At 68.6% G+C, this 17,239-nt stretch carries 13 protein-coding genes; 6 read left to right on the top strand and 7 right to left on the bottom strand.

Translation table 11 applies throughout. The features are described from left to right. On the bottom strand, positions 1-765 hold the full coding sequence (gloB, locus tag B5Y19_RS04145) for a hydroxyacylglutathione hydrolase (RefSeq protein WP_055729125.1): 765 nt from the start codon (positions 763-765) through the stop codon (positions 1-3). A 158-nt stretch (positions 766-923) separates the two neighbouring features. Between gloB and B5Y19_RS04140 the strand changes: the two genes are divergently transcribed. The 4 genes from B5Y19_RS04140 to B5Y19_RS04125 all read left to right on the top strand — a co-directional run bounded on the left by B5Y19_RS04140 (position 924) and on the right by B5Y19_RS04125 (position 5,544). Further along, entirely contained in the window at positions 924-1,733 is an 810-nt protein-coding gene (locus tag B5Y19_RS04140) for a class I SAM-dependent methyltransferase (protein WP_079591227.1), read from the top strand. A gap of 117 nt (positions 1,734-1,850) precedes the next feature. Next, entirely contained in the window at positions 1,851-2,804 is a 954-nt protein-coding gene (locus B5Y19_RS04135) for an acetyl-CoA carboxylase carboxyltransferase subunit alpha (protein ID WP_055729042.1), read from the top strand. A gap of 198 nt (positions 2,805-3,002) precedes the next feature. Next, complete coding sequence (locus B5Y19_RS04130; protein ID WP_139384256.1) at positions 3,003-4,427, top strand: L,D-transpeptidase family protein; 1,425 nt, start codon at positions 3,003-3,005, stop codon at positions 4,425-4,427. Between the two features lie 244 nt (positions 4,428-4,671). Further along, positions 4,672-5,544, top strand: coding sequence for a TorF family putative porin (locus B5Y19_RS04125; RefSeq protein WP_197282451.1), 873 nt, complete (start codon positions 4,672-4,674; stop codon positions 5,542-5,544). Between the two features lie 73 nt (positions 5,545-5,617). Here the strand turns inward: B5Y19_RS04125 and B5Y19_RS04120 are convergent, their stop codons facing one another. From B5Y19_RS04120 to B5Y19_RS04105, 4 genes are all read right to left on the bottom strand, one after another. Next, on the bottom strand, positions 5,618-6,289 hold the full coding sequence (locus B5Y19_RS04120) for an AroM family protein (protein ID WP_055729044.1): 672 nt from the start codon (positions 6,287-6,289) through the stop codon (positions 5,618-5,620). A 135-nt stretch (positions 6,290-6,424) separates the two neighbouring features. Then, positions 6,425-8,098, bottom strand: coding sequence for an OPT/YSL family transporter (locus B5Y19_RS04115; RefSeq protein ID WP_055729045.1), 1,674 nt, complete (start codon positions 8,096-8,098; stop codon positions 6,425-6,427). A gap of 169 nt (positions 8,099-8,267) precedes the next feature. Next, positions 8,268-12,116 (bottom strand): hydantoinase B/oxoprolinase family protein, encoded by a 3,849-nt coding sequence (locus B5Y19_RS04110; RefSeq protein ID WP_079591141.1) that lies wholly within the window; start codon positions 12,114-12,116, stop codon positions 8,268-8,270. After that, the gene (locus B5Y19_RS04105; RefSeq protein ID WP_055729047.1) at positions 12,113-12,898 is read right to left on the bottom strand and encodes an IclR family transcriptional regulator; all 786 of its coding nucleotides are present in this window, start codon (positions 12,896-12,898) and stop codon (positions 12,113-12,115) included. Before B5Y19_RS04105 ends, B5Y19_RS04110 begins: the two co-directional genes overlap by 4 nt. 205 nt (positions 12,899-13,103) lie before the next feature. Between B5Y19_RS04105 and B5Y19_RS04100 the strand changes: the two genes are divergently transcribed. Then, complete coding sequence (locus tag B5Y19_RS04100; RefSeq protein ID WP_055729048.1) at positions 13,104-14,072, top strand: hypothetical protein; 969 nt, start codon at positions 13,104-13,106, stop codon at positions 14,070-14,072. 2 nt (positions 14,073-14,074) lie between these two features. On the opposite strand, the gene B5Y19_RS04095 is transcribed toward B5Y19_RS04100, so the two are convergent. After that, positions 14,075-14,506 carry a DUF1810 domain-containing protein gene (locus B5Y19_RS04095; RefSeq protein ID WP_055729049.1) on the bottom strand — a complete coding sequence of 144 codons (432 nt, stop codon included), beginning with the start codon at positions 14,504-14,506 and terminating at the stop codon, positions 14,075-14,077. A gap of 131 nt (positions 14,507-14,637) precedes the next feature. Here B5Y19_RS04095 and B5Y19_RS04090 point away from each other — a divergent pair, with 131 nt between their 5' ends. Further along, positions 14,638-15,675, top strand: coding sequence for a DmpA family aminopeptidase (locus B5Y19_RS04090; RefSeq protein ID WP_079591140.1), 1,038 nt, complete (start codon positions 14,638-14,640; stop codon positions 15,673-15,675). 134 nt (positions 15,676-15,809) lie between these two features. Here B5Y19_RS04090 and B5Y19_RS04085 read toward each other — a convergent pair whose 3' ends face one another. Further along, positions 15,810-17,060, bottom strand: a complete 1,251-nt coding sequence (locus B5Y19_RS04085; RefSeq protein WP_055729051.1) for an aminopeptidase — start codon at positions 17,058-17,060, stop codon at positions 15,810-15,812. Between the last annotated feature and the right edge of the window lie 179 nt (positions 17,061-17,239).

The following is a 17,239-nucleotide window of genomic DNA, read 5'->3' as shown; positions in this document are numbered from 1 at the left end:
TCAGAACCGGTTCTTGGCTTCGCGCAGCGCCGCGAAGACCTTGTCCGCCGAGGCGCCCGCCTGCCCGACGGCGGCCGCGAGCGCGGTTTCGCCCGCCCGGAAGAACGGGTTGGTCGCCTGCTCCTCCGCCACCGTGGTCAGGGCCCAGAAGCGCCCCTCCGCCTTGGCCTTCTCGGCCTCGGCGAAGCGCGCCTTCAGAGCCTCGTTCGCCGGGTCGACGGAGCGCGCGAAGCGGGCATTGGCGAGGGTGTAGTCATGGCCGCCGAGCAGGCGGGTGTCGCCGGGCAACGCCATCAGCCGCGACAGCGAGGTCCACATCCGCTCCATCTGCCCCGGCTGGACGCGCCCGCAGCCCATGACGAAGACCACGTCGCCGACCAATGCGAGCTTCGCCCCGCGTCCGACATAGCTGAGATGGCCGTCGGAATGGCCGGGCGTGTGCCAGATCTCGAAGCGCTCGCCGCCGAGCGAGGCCGCATCGCCCTCGCCCACCACCCTGTCGAGCGGCGCGCCGGCGCGGGCATCGGCGGGCCCGATGACGGTGGCGCCGGTCGCCTGCTTCATCTCCGCCACGCCCTGGATATGGTCGTGATGGGCATGGGTGATGAAGATGTCGCTGATCGCCCAGCCCTTCGCGCGGGCGGCGGCCAGCATCTCCCCGGCATCGGGCACGTCTATGGCGGCACAGGCCCCGGTGGAGGGGTCGTGGAGCAGTGCGCCCGCATTGTCGCTGAGCGTGCGGAAGACGTGAAGGTCGAGCGGCATGGCTTCCTCCGGCAGAGCCGGCGCAGCGGGCCGGCGGATCATCCCTTCCTGAATGAGCCAAGCCCGGCGCCCGATCAACCCGTAGCGACGCAGCCGGCACCCGCCGCGGCTGCCGGCCGCCCTTGCGTTCGGCACGCGCGCATTCCATGTCAGGCGCCATGCCTCTCGACGTCGTCGATCTGCGCGCCTTCTATGCCAGCCCGCTCGGCCATGTGGCCCGGCGTTTCATCGGCCGGACGATGCTGCGCTTCTGGCCCGACTGCGCCCGCCAGCGCCTGCTCGGCCTCGGCTTCTCCACGCCCTATCTCTCCGTGCTCGGCATCGAGGCCGAGCGCACCATCGCCTTCATGCCGGCGGCGCAGGGCGTGGTGAACTGGCCCACGCCCGGCCTCTCCGCCTCGGCCCTGGTCGAGCCGACGCTGCTGCCGCTGCCGACCGCCTCGATCGACCGGGTCGTCCTCGTCCACGCGCTCGAGGAGACCGAAAGCCCCGACGACCTGCTCGACGAGGTCTCGCGCGTTCTCAACCCGGGCGGGCGCATGATCCTCGTCGTGCCGAACCGGCGCGGGCTCTGGGCCCGGATGGACGGCACGCCCTTCGGCCAGGGCCGCCCCTTCAGCCGCAGCCAGCTCTCGGCGCTGATGCGCGCCGCCGAATTCTCACCCGAACACTGGGTTGAAGCGCTCTATGTCCCGCCGCTGCAGCGGCGGCTGCTGATGCGCTCGGCCGCGATCTGGGAGCAGATCGGCTCCGGCCTGTCCCTGCCCTTCGCCGGCGTGCATGTGATCGACGCCACCAAGCAGTTCTACCGTCGCGCGCCCCTGCGCGCGACGCGACGCAGCTTCGCGCTGCGCCCGGTCCTGCTGCCGCAGCCGGCGCCGACGCCGCGCACATCGAACCCGCCCGAAAGCGGGCTTTCCCTGCGGCTGAGCCCAAGCGCGCGACGGGAACGCGCAGCGGACCAATGAGCTTGCACGGGTTGACAATTTCGCCGGGGCGCGGCCAAGGTCCGCCGCCTTTCACGCCGGTTGTGCCCTAAACCGCTGTTCCGCTCGATTTTCGGGCGGATTCTGAACTGGATCACGATGCGTAGCTATCTGGATTTCGAGAAACCGGTCGCCGAGCTGGAGGCGAAGGCGGACGAGTTGCGGGCCCTCGAGGCCCGTGGCGACGGCATCTCCCTGTCGGAGGAGATCGGCAAGCTCGACGCCAAGGCGAACCAGGCGCTGAAGGATCTCTATGCGGCGCTGACGCCCTGGCAGAAGACGCTGGTGGCGCGCCATCCGCAGCGCCCGCACTTCAAGGATTACTGCGCCGACCTGATCGAGGAGTTCACGCCGCTGGCGGGCGACCGCGCCTTCGGCGAGGACGAGGCCATCGTCGGCGGCTTCGGCCGCTTCCGCGGCGAGCCGGTCTGCGTCATCGGCCAGGAGAAGGGCGACTCGACCGAGACCCGCATCCGGCACAATTTCGGCATGCCGAGGCCCGAGGGCTACCGCAAGGCGGTGCGCCTGGTCGAGATGGCCGACCGTTTCGGCCTGCCGGTGCTGAGCTTCGTCGACACGGCCGGCGCCTATCCCGGCATCGACGCCGAGGAGCGCGGCCAGGCCGAGGCGATCGCCCGCTCGACCGAGACCTGGCTCGGCCTGCGCAGCCCGAGCGTCGCGCTCGTCATCGGCGAGGGCGGCTCCGGCGGGGCGATCGCGATCGCCGCCGCCAGCCGCGTGCTGATGATGGAGCATGCGATCTATTCGGTGATCTCGCCGGAAGGTGCGGCCTCGATCCTGTGGCGCGACACCGCCCGCGCCCAGGACGCCGCCACGGGCATGAAGATCACCGCGCAGGATCTGCTGAAGTTCGGGATCATCGACCGGATCGTGCAGGAGCCCACGGGTGGCGCCCATCGCGATGCGCACGCGGCAATCGGCCGCGCGGGCGATGCCATCGCCGCTGCCCTTGCCGATCAGGCCGGCCTCAGCGGCGCCGATATTGTGGAAAAACGCGCGGAAAAGTTCCTCGCGATCGGCCGCAATCTCTGAGCAATCCGGAAGCGCGATATTTCGCATCCGCGAAAGCGGGGTTCCTTTACCCGGCGTTGACCATGTGGCCAGACTCGGGACCGCTATGGTAAGGAACCCTCAAGGCTAACGCTTCTAAAACGAGTCGACGGGCACAATTTGGCCGTCTTGCGAAGTCACAGGTCGCGCCCCGGCCTGCCGTTCGATGGGATTGACGACGTGGCACTCAAGCAACTCGCACTCGTGGCTTTTGTTGCATTGACTGTGGCGGCTTGCGAGGAGGACCGTTACCGCGGCTCCGCCCGCCACAACATTCCGATTCCGAGCGCGACCTATGCGCTGATGTCCGAAAAGGGCATGAACAAGGATCAGCCGATCCTGATCCGCTCCTACAAGAAGGAGTCGGAGCTCGAGGTCTGGAAGCGCAAGGCGGACGGGCAATACGCCCTGCTGAAGACCTTCCCAATGTGCCGCTGGTCCGGCCAGCTCGGCCCGAAGATCCGCGAGGGCGACCGCATGGCGCCGGAAGGCTTCTACGCCATCGGCCCCCAGCAGATGAACCCGAACTCGTCCTATTACGTGTCCTTCAACATGGGCTATCCCAACGCCTATGACCGCTCCTATGGCCGCACGGGCGCACATCTGATGGTGCACGGCGCCTGCTCCTCGGCCGGCTGCTATTCGATGACGGACGACCAGATCGGCGAGATCTACGCGCTGGTCCGCGAGGCCCAGAACGCCGGCCAGCGCGCCGTGCAGATGCAGGCCTACCCCTTCCGGATGACGGCGCAGAACCTGGCCAAGCACCGGCTCGACCCGAACATCGCCTTCTGGAAGAACCTGAAGGAAGGCTCGGATTATTTCGAGGTGACCAAGGACGAGCCCGCCGTCTCCGTGGCCGGCGGCCGCTACGTCTTCAACGGCGGCTCGGCGCCCTCCGCCGTCGCCGAGAAGCGCCGCGAGGACGAGGTCCAGGTCGCCGCGCTCGTCGCCAAGGGTACGCCCGCGATCAAGCTGATCTATGACGACGGCGACCAGCACGCCTCGTTCAAGACCACCCTGGCCTCCAGCGGCGCCGATGCGCTCAACCGCTCGGCTTCCTGGGGCTCTCGGGATGTCGGCATCAGCCGCCAGGAGGCGCTCGCCTCCGGCCCGCGCGTCGTCGTCCTCGACGACAAGGGCCGGACGAAGGCGACGATCCGTGCTGCCTCCTCCGACAGCGACGCGGTCCTCGCCGCGGTCGCCGCCGCCCCGGCGGAGGAGCCCGCCAAGGTCGAACCCGCCAAGAGCGACGCCAAGCCCGCCCCGGCGGGCCCGGCGGCGACCCAGGTCGCCAAGGTCCTACCCGGCAACGCCCAGCAGGCGCCGGTCCTGGCCAGCGCCGGCTCGACCCCGGTCGCCGCGCCCGAGGAGAAGCCCTTCCTGCAGCGTGCGCTCAGCTTCATGCCGGTCTTCGGCAGCAGCGGCTCTAGCGCCACCGCCGATCAGGGCGTGGCCACCGCGGCCGCCCCGGTGGCGTCGGTCGTGCCTGCGAGCCCGACCAGCACCCGGGCACCGCTGCCGCCGCGGCGCGCCAACGGCCTACGGACCTCGAATCTCGACCAGTCCACGGCCGCCTATGCGAGCCAGGCGACGACCCGCTGAGACCTTCCGCAACTCGGGCACACCGTGATATTAATATCACAGTATGCCCGATAATTCGGATTGCCTGTTTTGCAGGCGCGAAGGCCCCCGTTACGGGGGCCTTTGCTTTTTGCATGGGCGAACCGCCCAAAGCCTCGCCTTGCCGGCAAACCGGCAGCGCCCGCTTGATGGAACCACAGCGCGACCAATGCGCGGCGAGGGGTTCCTGCAGATGTCCGATCTCTTTCGTTCCTTGATTCTGGGCTTGAGTCTGGCGGCCGCGATTGGCGCGGCCGAGGCCTCCGACCTGCCGAGCAAGAAGGGGCCGCCGCCCGCCCCGGTCGCCCCGGCGGTCACCTGGTTCGACATCGCCTTCAGCGTGAAGGGCATGACCGACTACAATTTCCGCGGCATTTCGCAGACGGATCGCAAGCCGGCCATCCAGGGCGGCGCCGAGCTGCAGATCTACAACAACCTGTTCTATCTCGGCGTCTACGGCTCAAACGTCGATCTCGCGACGCGGCCCGACGCCGAGATCGACTTCTATGGCGGCATCCGGCCGAAATTCGGCGACCTCGCCTTCGATTTCGGCGTCTGGCAGTACTACTACCCCGGCGAGAAGCAGCTGATCGACGGCGCCGGCGTGTTCTGGACGCCAAAGAACACCGACTTCACCGAGGTCTACGGCAAGGTCTCCTACACCTTCGCGGAGAGCCTGACGCTCGGCGCCAACATCTATTATGCCTGGGACTGGCTCGGCACCGGGGCAAGCGGCACCTACGCCTCGCTGACCGCCAAATATGCCCTGCCCTTCCTCGAGGGCCTCGCCGTCTCGGGCGAGCTCGGCCATTACTGGCTCGGCACCACCAACCTCGCCATCTGGTCGACCGTGCCGGCGACCAACCTGCCCGATTACACCTACTGGAACGCCGGCCTCTCCTACACCTGGAAGAACGTCACCGCGGACCTGCGCTACCACGACACCGACCTGTCGAAGAACGACTGCTTCGTGCTGACGGCCGACCCGCGCGGCATCACCACCGGCACGGGCCGCTCGAAATGGTGCGGCGCGGCCTTCGTCGCGACGCTCTCCTTCGACATCACCGCGAGCAGCCTCGGCGTCTTCGCGGCGAAGTGAGGCCCCGTCCAACGCAAACAAAAAGGCCGCCTGCCGGGCGGCCTTTCGCGCTTCCGCCATGGCGACGTCGCCGTCAGACGATCTCGGAGACCAGCTTGGCGATCAGGCTGTTGGAGAGGATGACCGGCAGGCCGGCCGCAGCCGCCTCGCGGCGATGCCATTCGACGAAGCCCATGCAGTCCATCAGCAGGATCTCGGCGCCACGCCCCGCCAGCTCGCGCGCCGCCTCGGCGACCGACGCGCCCTCGCCGCCATAGGGCGAGGCCGCAGCGTAGATCGGCGGGCGGCGGAGCGGCCCCCATTTGCCGGCCTCTGAAGAGATCTGCTCCGCCAGAGGCACGACGATGCCGAGTTGCGCCCCCTGAATCAGCGCGGCCACGGCCGGCGGCAGGATGCGGTCCGGCTCGACCAGCCGCGCCTTGTCCGTTCTCAGGCTCTCGAAATGCCCGGTGCAGAGCATCAGGATGGTGCCGCAGCCCTCGGCCTCCAGCATGGCGAGCTTGCGCTGCGCCGCCTTCTCGGTACGGGCCCGGTCGATGACGACCGCGCTGCCATCGAGCAGCTTGGTGATCAGCACCGGCTGCCCCGGCTCGGCCGCGAAATCGCGCGCGATCTCGTCGCGGCTCAGGCCGTCCAGCACCCCGGCATGGCGCCGCGGCAGCCCGGCATCGAGCACCGCGTCGAGGATCGGCGTGATGTCGGCGCGCGGCGCCTGGCCGATGGTGAGGGTTCCGAGTTTGCTCATCGTCCCATCCCTTGTTCCGGCTGCCCGCGAGTTCAGCACGCCGTCATTGCGAGCTTAGCGAAGCAATCCAGGGGCGGCAGAGCTCTACGTCCCCTGGATAAGGCCCGGAAGGTCTCCCGTCCGAGCCCTGATGACTCAGCGCTTCCAGAAGTTCTTCGAGACGGAGTCGAAGAAGGAGAAGATCGCGTCGCCGGCGATGACGCCCGCAGCGAAGACCTCCATGTCGCCGTCGCCATCGGCGCCGCGCAGCTTCTCCCAGATGATCCGGCAGAGGATGCCGGCCAGCACCGCCCAGCCCGCCATCGGGAACGCGATCAGCAGGCCGGTGGCGAAGAGCACGCCGATCTGCCGCTTCGGCCCGCCGACGAACTGCAGGATCGCGCCGGGGATAGCCCAGAGGAAGAGCTGCCAGGCGACGCCGGGCGCCACACCCGCCTTGATCGTCGCGGCATAGACCTTGTTCACCGGGGCGACGAGGTTCTGGTCGAAGAAGGACTGGTAGGAGAACAGCACCACCGCGCCGGCGATGACGAAGGCGAACATCGCGGCGAAGAGCTGCTGGCGGCGGCCATCGCGCTCGAAGACCGGGTCGGCGCCATTGCCGCGCAGCAGGTAGCCGGCCTTCAGGTCATAGCCCATATCGGCGAAGGCCGGGCCGGTCGCGGCGGAGAAGCCGACGAGCAGCGCCAGAGCCGGCATCGGGAAGCCGATCAGCATGCCGATGATCAGCGTGATCAGCGCCACGGCGAAGGCCGGGAACCAGCCGGAATGCATCGCGGCGAGGCCGACGATCAGCTCATGCACATAGGCGGCGAAGGCGGCATAGAGCACGAAGAGGATCAGCATGCCGATCGACATGTCGCTCATCAGCCCGCCGACCAGCGCGATGAACACCGCGATCACGAGATAGCCGACGGTGCCAAGTCCGAGCGCGCGCTTCACCTCGGCATCGCTGACGCCGCCTCTGGCCTCGTTCGCCTTGGCAGCGTCGCTGCGCCGGAACAGCAGGGTGGCGACCTGCAGCAGGGCGACGAGGCCGGCGCCGATCATGAAGCCGTGCGGGATATAGGCAGCCATCAGGTCGCCCTTCGGGATGATGGTCTCGAACAGCGGGCCGCCGAAGATCTGGCCGGAATAGCCGCGCAGCAGCAGGCCGACGCCGAACATCGTCAGCGCCCAGATATTGCCGATGAAGGCGACGCCGAAGGCCGACATCGGAATGCCGGTGACCGCGGTCGAGCCGGCGAAGCCGATCCAGGCCAGCGGGATCTTGATGAAGGAAGCGACGACGCCGGTGCCGAAGCCGATGCCCATCAGCACCGCCTTGCGGCCGCCCTCGTCGCCGGCCTTGATCGCCTCGGCGGCGGCGACGCCAGGAGGCCAGGCGCCGGTCGCCGGGAAGACGCGGGAATCGAACATCCGGTAGAGCAGATAGGCGTCGAGCAGCATCGCGAAGAAGGCTCCGACCAGCATCGGCAGCACCAGGTCCGGCCGGCCGAGCAGCCAGGGGATGCCGACCGGCAGGAGCAGGCTGTTCGCCGCGCCGAAGGTGGCCGAGGAGATCGCGCTCTGGGCCAGGTTCTGCACATGGATCGAGCGGTAGCGCATGAAGGCCGCGAGCGGCACGCGCGCCAGCGCCATGGCGGCGAGCGCGCCGATCAGCGAGGTGTTGGCGGTGATGCCGAGCGACACCAGAAGCTGCATGCCGATGATCGCGCCGAAGACGCAGAGCACGGCGATGAGCAGCAGCGTCGCCGGCTCGAACAGGCTGGGGTGCTTCTGACGCACCCCCTCAGTTGGATTGGTCATGCCTCAGTCCCCATTGATGCCCTTGTCGGGCTGTTGGCGTTTCGTCCCTGGGATCGTTCTCGATGATCTGGGGGCGTCATTGCGAGCGGAGCGAAGCAATCCAGGGGGACGCAGAGCGCTGCCGCCCCTGGATTGCTTCGGAGCTCACGCTCTCCGCAATGACGGCTCCTCAAGCAACCAGGATGCCGGCCTTGGCCTCGCCGACATCCTGCGTGGCATGCGCTCCCTGCACGCCGTAGTCGCGCTTGGCGGCATCCGGCGAGACGAGACCGAGCGCGATGTCGCGCGCGATCGCCTCCCGCGAGCGCTCGGCGGCCGGGCCGTAGCCGGCGCCACCGGCGAGCACGAGCTCGACGATCTCCTGCGGCTGCTTGACCTGGACCAGTTCGCCGGTACCGACGTCCTTCAGCACATGGCCTTGCTCGTCGATGACCCGGCCCGAGGCGCTACCGCCCGCCTTGCCGCCGAACAGGCCCGGGATCGGGTTGTTGACCCCCTCCGGATAGAGCGAGACCAGCGTCGGCAGCCCGTCATCGGAGAGCTTGCGCAGCCGCACGCGCTGGCCGAGGCCGCCGCGATGCTGGCCGGCGCCGCCGGAGTCGGTGAGATAGGTCTTCTCGACCACCAGCACCGGCACCCGCGATTCGAAGGTCTCGATCGAGGTGTTGGCGGCGGAAGTCGGGTAGAGCAGGCCCGACTTGCCGTCGCCCTGCGCCGAACCGCCCTGGCCGCCGCCGCAGAAGAGCATGTCGGAATAGGTGTCTCCGGCCGCATCGCGGCCATAGACGCTCGCCGCCACCGGCAGGCCGGTGAAAGCCTGGACCTGCTTCGGCGCCGCTTCCGACAAGGCGCGGAAGATATTCGGCGCCAGATACCAGCCGGTCCGGGTGCGCAGGTTGACCGCCAGCGGCTTGTCGCAATTCAGGATCGAGCCCTTCGGCGCATCGACCGAGAAGGCGCGGTAGCAGCCGGCATTGCCGCGCACATTCGGCGTCAGCATACATTTCAGCGGGTAGGTCGCATGCGCCATCGTGTAGTTGAGCGTGCAGTTCAGCCCGCCCTGCGGCAGCTGCGGCGGCGCGCCGGCGAAGTCGAGATGGATCGTGTCGCCCTTGACCGTCAGCGCCAGCGGATAGTGCATCGGCGTGCCCAGCGGGTTGTTCGAGACGGTGCCGTGATAGGTGCCGTCCGGCAGGGCGCGGATCGCCTCGCGCATCGCCTTCTCCGAGCGGCTCTGCACGACATGAGCGAGCGCGCGCAGATCCTGCATGCCGTAATCCGTCAGGAAGGACTGCAGCCGCTCGGCGCCGATCGCATTGGCCGCAACGAAGGAGTGCAGGTCGCCGAGCACCTGCTCGGAATTGCGCACGTTTTCGCCGAGCAGACGCACCAGCGTCTCGTTGATCCTGCCGGCCTCGAACAGCTTCATCGGCGGGATCTGGAAGCCTTCCTCGTAGATCTCGCGAGCGCGGAGCGAGTCCTTGGTGCCGCCGATGTCGGAGACATGGCCGACCGTGCCCATCAGGCCGACGACGCGGTTGCCGAGGAAGACCGGCGTCACCACCGCGATGTCGAAGAGATGGCCGGCGCAGAGCCAGGGATCGTTGGTGATCAGCACGTCGCCGGGCTTCAGCGTCTCGGCCGGGTAGCGCTCCAGCAGCGCCTTGACCGCGCGCGGCAGCGTCAGGTTGAACACGGGCATGGCGCGAGGCGAATGCGCCAGCGTCTCGCCTTCGGGATCGAGCAATTCGCAGGCGAAGTCCTGCGCTTCAGAGATCACCAGCGAGAACGCGGTGCGGCACACCGTCAGCCACATCTCCTCGACGACGTTGATCATCCGGCTCCACATGATCTCGAGCGAGATCGGATCGGCCTCGATCCGGCGCGCGGCCTCGGCCAGCGGCATGTCGGCGGTGATCGTGGTCTCCGCCGCATTGGCCTGGCCGACATGGATGATCAGGTTCAGGACATCGTCGATGGCGACGCTGTCGCCCGGCGGGACGATGGTGGTCGCCTCGCGCTCCTCGATGATGGCCGGGCCGCTGATCCTGTCCCCGGAACGCAATGCGTAGCGGTCGTAGACGTTCGCCTCGCTCCAGCCCCTTTCGAACCAGGCCTTGCGGGTGCCCTTGATCTTGGCGGCCACGTCGCCGCCACCGGCCGCGCCCGAGAGCGAGAGCGTCGGCACCGGGCCGGCGCAGCGGACGCGGAAATTGATCGCCTCCAGGCGGGCACCTTCATAGACCGAGGTGTAGCGGGCGGAATAAGCCTTGCTAAAGGCCGCGCGAACGGCATCCAGGCTCGACGCGTCGATGGTGCCGGCCGGCAGCGACACGGCGATGTCGTGCATCTGGCCGACGAGGCGCATATCGGCGGTGCGCTCGACGGTGACGTCTTCCGGCTGCACCCCGGCCTCGATCAGGTGCTTGCGGCCGTCGGCTTCGAGCTGGCCGAGCAGCGCGTTGACTGCAGCGGCGTCGAAGCCCTCCGAGAACTCGACCGGCAGCGAGCGCACCATGTCGAAGGAGAGCGGCGCAGCGAGGAAGCCGAGCGCCGAGGCGGCACCGGAAGCCGGCGGGATGATGACCTGCTTGACGCCGAGCACGCGGGCGACGTCGACGGCATGCGCCGGACCGGCGCCGCCGAAGCCGACCATGGCGTAATGGCGCGGATCCTTGCCTTTCTCGACGAGATGGACGCGGGCGGCGGCGCCCATGCTCTCGACGACGACCTTGTGGATGCCCCAGGCGGCTTCCTCGATGGAAAGGCCGAGCGGCTCGGCGACGGTCGAGACGGCCTTGCGCGCCGCCTCCAGGTCGAGCGCCATGCGCCCGCCCAGGAAGAATTTCGGATCGTAATAGCCGAGCACGAGATTCGCGTCGGTCACGGTCGGCTTGCTGCCGCCCATGCCGTAGCAGGCCGGACCAGGGTCGGAGCCGGCCGAATGCGGGCCGACCTTGAGCAGGCCGACCTCGTCGATCGCGGCGATCGAGCCGCCGCCAGCGCCGATCTCGATCATGTCGATGACGGGAGCCTTGATCGGCAGGCCGGAGCCCTTGGCGAAGCGGTTGACGCGGCCGGCTTCGAGCATCGGCGCGATCTCGGCGCGGCCGTCCTCGATCATGCAGGCCTTGGCGGTGGTGCCGCCCATGTCGAAGGAGATCACGTCCTTGTGGCCGGCGAGCTCGCCGAAGAGGGCCGTGGCGAGGCCACCGCCGGCCGGGCCGCTTTCGAGCAGGCGAATCGGGAAGGTGCGCGCCGTCTCGGGCGAGACCAGGCCGCCGGCCGAATGCATCAGCGTCAGCGAGCCGCGGAAGGAGCGGGCCGCGAGCTCGCGCTCGAGCCGCTGCAGATAGCGGCGCATCAGCGGCTGGACATAGGCATTGGCCGCCGTGGTGACGAAGCGCTGGTACTCCCAGATCTCGGCGACGACCTCGCTCGACAGCGAGACGGTGAGCTCGGGGCAGGTCTCGCGCACGATGCGGCCGGCTTCCTGCTCATGCGCCGGGTTGCGGTAGCTGTTGAGGAAGCAGACCGCGATCGCCTCGCAGCCGGCGGCGGCGAGCTCGCGGGCGGCGTTGCGCACGGCTTCGGCATCGAGCGCCGCCACGACCTTGCCGTCGCGGTCCATCCGCTCCGGCACTTCCAGGCGCAGTTCGCGCGAAACCAGCGGGTCCGGGAAGGTCAGGAACAGGTCGTAGATGTCGTAGCGCTGCTCCGTCCCCATTTCGAGGATGTCGCGAAAGCCCTTGGTTGTGATCAGGCCGAGCTTGGAGCCCTTGCGCTCGATCACGGCGTTGGTGACCAGCGTCGTGCCGTGGACGATGTCGCCGACATCGGCGAGCGTGATTCCAGCCATCTCGACGAGCTCGCCGAGGCCGATCAGCGCGGCTTCGGACGGATCATGCGGCGTGGTCAGGCGCTTGTGCAGGCGCACCGAGCGCTCCTGCGAGTCGTAGAGGATGAAATCGGTGAAGGTGCCGCCGATGTCGAAGCCGATACGCCAACGATTGCTCATGGAGCAGTCTCCGCAATGGAAGGGTTTAAGGGGAAGAAGCGCTTGTCCTGGGTCAGGGCCGCGATCTCGGCAGCACCCTCGGCCAGGGAACGGATGATGCCGAGGCGCTCGGCCGGCTCGACCGTGGCGGCCGGGAAGGAGATGCAGAGCGCGACCTCGTCACCGGTCGCAGGGTCGCCGACCGCGACCGAGATGGCACGCACGCCGCGCACCGCCTCGTCGTGGGATTCGGCGAAACCGGCACTGCGGACGCGGGCGAGGCGAGCCAGCAGCTCGTCCATCGTCTGCGGCGCCGTTTCCGACGGGGCGGTGAAGCCGGTCGGATAGAGCGTACGGACCTCGTCGTCCGAGAGCCTGGCGAGCAGGGCACGCCCGGTGCTCGACGCAAAGGCCGGGATGCGATCGCCGATCGCGGTGACGACCCGCAGCGCATGGCGGCCGGGATGGGCGGTGACCCCGACGATCTCGTTGCCGCGCCGGACGCTGATATAGCCGGTGTGCCCGATCTGGTCGGACACACGGCCGACCACGGCGTCGCTGCGATCGATCAGCGAGGCGGCAAAACGGTAGAGATGGCCGACCTGGTTGAGCAGCAGCGACGGCCGGTAGCGCTTGCTGTCGCCGACGGTCTCCAGCAGCCCCTCGTCGCGCATCGCCCGCAGCAGCCGCGAGGCATTGGACTTCGGCATGCCCAGCAGCGTGACCAGATCGGTCACCGTGACATCGTGACGGGTGCTGGAGAAGCAACGCAGCACATCCACGGCCGACGAGAGGATGGACATCGCGATCAGGCCTGGAAAGTTCCATTAAATGGAACATGGGTTGCAATTAAAGGAACAATACGCCGGTTAACGACGATGTCAATCCTGTGATCACAGCCGCCATTCCCGCATCGGGCCGCCTCGACGCCAGCCGGGCGCGGCTGTATCCCCGCCTTGCCGGACCGCGGCGCCCTGCCGGCCGCGGCGTTCTCTGGGAGTTCACGGGATGAGCGACACGCTGCTCTATCTGTCGCGCGCGGACATTCGCGCGCTGGCGATCGCGCCCGGCGCGGCGCGGGAGGCCGTGCTGCAGGGCTTTCGTGACCATGCTGCGGGGCTGAACCGCAGCCTGCCGAAAACCGCCCTCGCGCTCGGGCCCGGCCATGGCTTCCAGGCGATGACGGCCGCCTCCGAGGCGCAGGGCATCGCCACGGTGAAATGGGTTGCGATGGCGCCGGTCGCCGCGGGCTCGCCGCTGCCCGCCGTGAGCGCGCTTATCTGCGTGAGCGACTACCAAACGGGGCTGCCGCTCGCCATGCTCGACGGCGACGAGATCACGCTGATCCGCACCGCAGCGATCAGCGCAGCCGCAGCGTCGCTGCTGGCGCCGGCCGCACCGCGCAGCATCGGCTTCGTCGGCTGCGGTCTGCAGGCCCATGCCCATCTGGCTGCCTTTCGGGATCTCTATCCCGGCCTGACCGATGCGCTGATGCTGAGCCGCAGCCGCTCCTCCGCCGAACGTCTCGCCGAGGCGGCGCGTGCCGGCGGCCTCGTCACCGAGATCCTCGACGACCCCGACGCCCTGCTCGCCCGTAGCGACGTCGTCATTTCGATGGTGCCGGGCACGGCCGGGATGACGCCCTTCCTGGATGCGCGGCGCCTGAAGCCCGCGGCCTTCGTCGCGGCGGTCGATACGGGCCGCAGCTGGAAGCCCGAAGCGCTGCCGGCCTTCGACCTCCTCGCCACCGACAGCCTGGAGCAGTCGCGCGCGCCCTATGGCGCCGACGGCAACCCGGTCACCACCGTCGCCTTCCAGCATGACCTGATCGGGCTCGCCTCGACCCCGCATCCGGGTGCGGGGACCGGGCGATCCCTCTTCGCCTTCCGTGGCGTCGCCCTGGCCGACCTCGCTTTGGCGCATCTCGCCGTCACGCAGGCCCGCGCAGGCGGTCTCGGGACGGTCCTGCCGCGCTGAGGTCAGCTCGTCCCGAGCAGCTCCAAGGTCCGCGGATCCGGCACCCCATCGAAGAAATGGCGCAGCACCGCACGATAGGGATTGGCGCCGTCCACGCTCGCGGCGTCGAACAGTGTCATCGAGGAGCGCAGCTTCATGTCGTCGGGCGAGCCGAAGATCGCATTCGCGCTTTGGCCCTGATGCGCCAGCACCGCCTCGGCAATGGCCGCGAGCCGCGGCCCGAGAACCGGATGCGCCAGATAGGCCCGCGCTTCGTCGAGCGAGACGATGCCGTAGAACTCCGAGGTCGAGGAGAGGCCGAGCCCGCGCATCTGCGGGAAGATGAACCAGATCCAGTGGCTGCGCTTGCGCCCTGCCCTCACCTCGGCGAGGGCGGCGGTCCAGCTCGATTCCTGTGCCTCGACGAAGCGTTGCAGATGGAACGGATCGGACATCGGCGCACTCCTCATTCGCTATCCGAAAGGCAGGGCGGATCTCGCCGCTCACACGGCCACGACACCGGCTGTGCTTGAGCCGGGGCGTACCCGTGCTATGCCCGCCTCACGACCCATCGAGACCCGGCACCATGACCCAGCGCCTGCGCGATTTCGGCCTCACCTGCGGCATCATGCAGCCGGGCCCGCTCAACGCCATCACGGACGTTCCCGGCGTGAAGCTCGGCCACCACACCCTGCGCGACGGCGACATCCTGACCGGCTTCACCGCGCTGCTGCCGCATGACGGCAACCTCTTCCGCCAAAAGATGCGCGCGGCGGTCGACGTCATCAACGGTTTTGGCAAGAGCGCGGGGCTGATGCAGCTCGCCGAACTCGGCCAGATCGAGACGCCGCTCCTGCTCGGCAACACGCTCGCCGTCGGCACCGGCTTCGACGCGCTGGTGACGCGAGCACTCGCCGCCAACGCCGATATCGGCCGCCGGACCGGCACGGTGAACCCGGTCGTGCTCGAATGCAACGACGGCTATCTCTCCGACATCCGCGCCCGCGCCCTGACTGAGGAGCACGCCTTCGCCGCGCTCGACGCCGCCGCTTCCGGCCCGGTCGCGGAAGGCGCGGTCGGCGCCGGCGCCGGCATGACCGCCTTCGGCTTCAAGGGCGGCATCGGCACCGCCTCGCGCCGCTTCGACCTCGACGACAATGGCTATTCGCTCGGTGTGCTGGCTCTGGCGAATTTCGGCAATGCCGGCGATCTCGTCCTGCCCGACGGCCGCCGCCCCGTCCCGCCGAGAGCCCGGCCGCAAGCCGAGCGTGGCTCGGTTATCCTCGTCATCGCGACCGACGTGCCGCTGGAATCGCGGCAGCTGCAGCGGGTGGCGCGGCGCGGCGGCGCCGGCCTCGCCCGGCTTGGCGCCTTCTGGGGCAATGGCAGCGGCGACATCGCGGTCGCCTTCAGCACGGCCGACCCGATCGAGCACGATCAGCCGGCCGATTTCGTCGCGCTGCGCGCCCTCAACGAGAACCGCATCGACACGCTCTTCCGCGCCGTCACTGAAGCGACGCAGGAAGCCGTGCTCAACGCGATGGTCACAGCGCCGGCGACGACCGGCCGCGACGGGCACCACCGTCCCTCGCTGGGAGATTGGCTGAGGGAGAATGGGGGCTGACGCGAGACTACGCCGTCATGCTCGCCCTTGTGGCGAGCATCCACGTCTTGAACACCGGATTGCACCACGGAAGACGTGGATGGTCGGGACGAGCCCGACCATGACGGGAGCGCAACAGCTCGGAGGCGACGCCCTCAGGCCCACTCGCCCTTGCGGAACACCGGCACGCGGCGGCCGTCTTCATGGACGCCGTCGATATCGACTTCGCCGGAGCCGATCATCCAGTCGATATGGATCAGGCTCTTGTTGCCGCCCTGCGCCGCGATCTGTTCCGGCGTGAGGTTCGCGCCGTCGACGAAGCACTTCGAATAGCACTGCCCGAGCGCGATATGGCACGACGCGTTCTCGTCGAAGAGCGTGTTGTAGAACAGGATGCCGCTCTTCGAGATCGGCGAGGAGTTCGGCACCAGCGCCACTTCGCCGAGCCGGCGCGCGCCGTCATCGGTGTCCAGCACCTTGTTCAGCACGGCTTCGCCGCGCGCAGCCTTGGCCTCGACGATCCGGCCGCCCTCGAAACGCACCTGGATCTCGTCGATCAGCGAGCCCTGATAGGAGAGCGGCTTGGTGCTCGAGACACGGCCCTCGACCCGGCGCGCATGCGGCGTGGTGAAGACCTCCTCGGTCGGGATGTTCGGGTTGCAGACCACGCCGTTCTTGGCCGGCGAGGCGCCGCCCTGCCAGTCGTGACCATCGGCCAGACCCACAGTCAGATCGGTGCCCGGCCCGGTGAAATGCAGCGAAGCGAAGCGTTGGCCGTTCAGCCAGTCGCGACGGGTGCGCAGCGCCGCGTTATGCGCCGCCCAGGCCGCGACGGGATCGGCCTGATCGATGCGCGAGGCCGAGAAGATCGCCTCCGCCAGCTTGCCAACCGCAACCTCCTCGGCATCATCAGGGAACACCTGCCTGGCCCAGGCCGCGCTCGGATAGGCCAGGATGTTCCAGTTGATGTCGAAGCCGGCGATCTTCTCCAGCGCCGGCTGATAGGCGAGCGAATTCGCCTTGCTGGCGCGGCCGACCTTGGCCGGGTCCTCGTTCGCAAGCAGCATCGGATTGTCGCCGACAACGGCGAGGCGCGCGGTGTTGGCGGAGAAGGCCTTGGCGACGCCCTCATAGAGCCAGCCAGGCGCCTTGTCGAAGCTCGCATCCGGCGCATGGCGATAGCGGGCAAGCGTGATCTCCTCGTCCGAGAGCATCGGCGTCACGATGCCGGCGCCGGCCTTGTAGGCGTGCTCGGCGATGCGCCCCACCAGCGGCAACGCCGCGACGGGCGCCGTCAGGAACAGGTCCTGCCCCGGCTGGAGATTGAGGCCGACGCGGATGGCGACCTCGGCCAGCTTGTCGAGCTTGGCGGAGTCGATGGTTCCGGGACGCTGATGAACAGTCATGGTACTCGACCTGTCGGATTCGGGATTGCCACCATTGCTCGCCCAAAACGCCGCCGGGTCAACCGTCCTGACGGCAGGGCAGCCATCCGGCAGCGGCGAGCCCAGAATCCATGAGCACGCGGCTTGCCGTCATGGTCGGGCTTGTCCCGACCATCCACGTCTTCAGCGATGCAGTACTA

The sequence above is a fragment of the Allobosea thiooxidans genome (genome assembly GCF_900168195.1).
Taxonomy (GTDB): domain Bacteria; phylum Pseudomonadota; class Alphaproteobacteria; order Rhizobiales; family Beijerinckiaceae; genus Allobosea; species Allobosea thiooxidans.
Note: the sequence above shows the minus strand (reverse complement) of the source record. Positions and strands in the feature narration are given on the sequence as shown.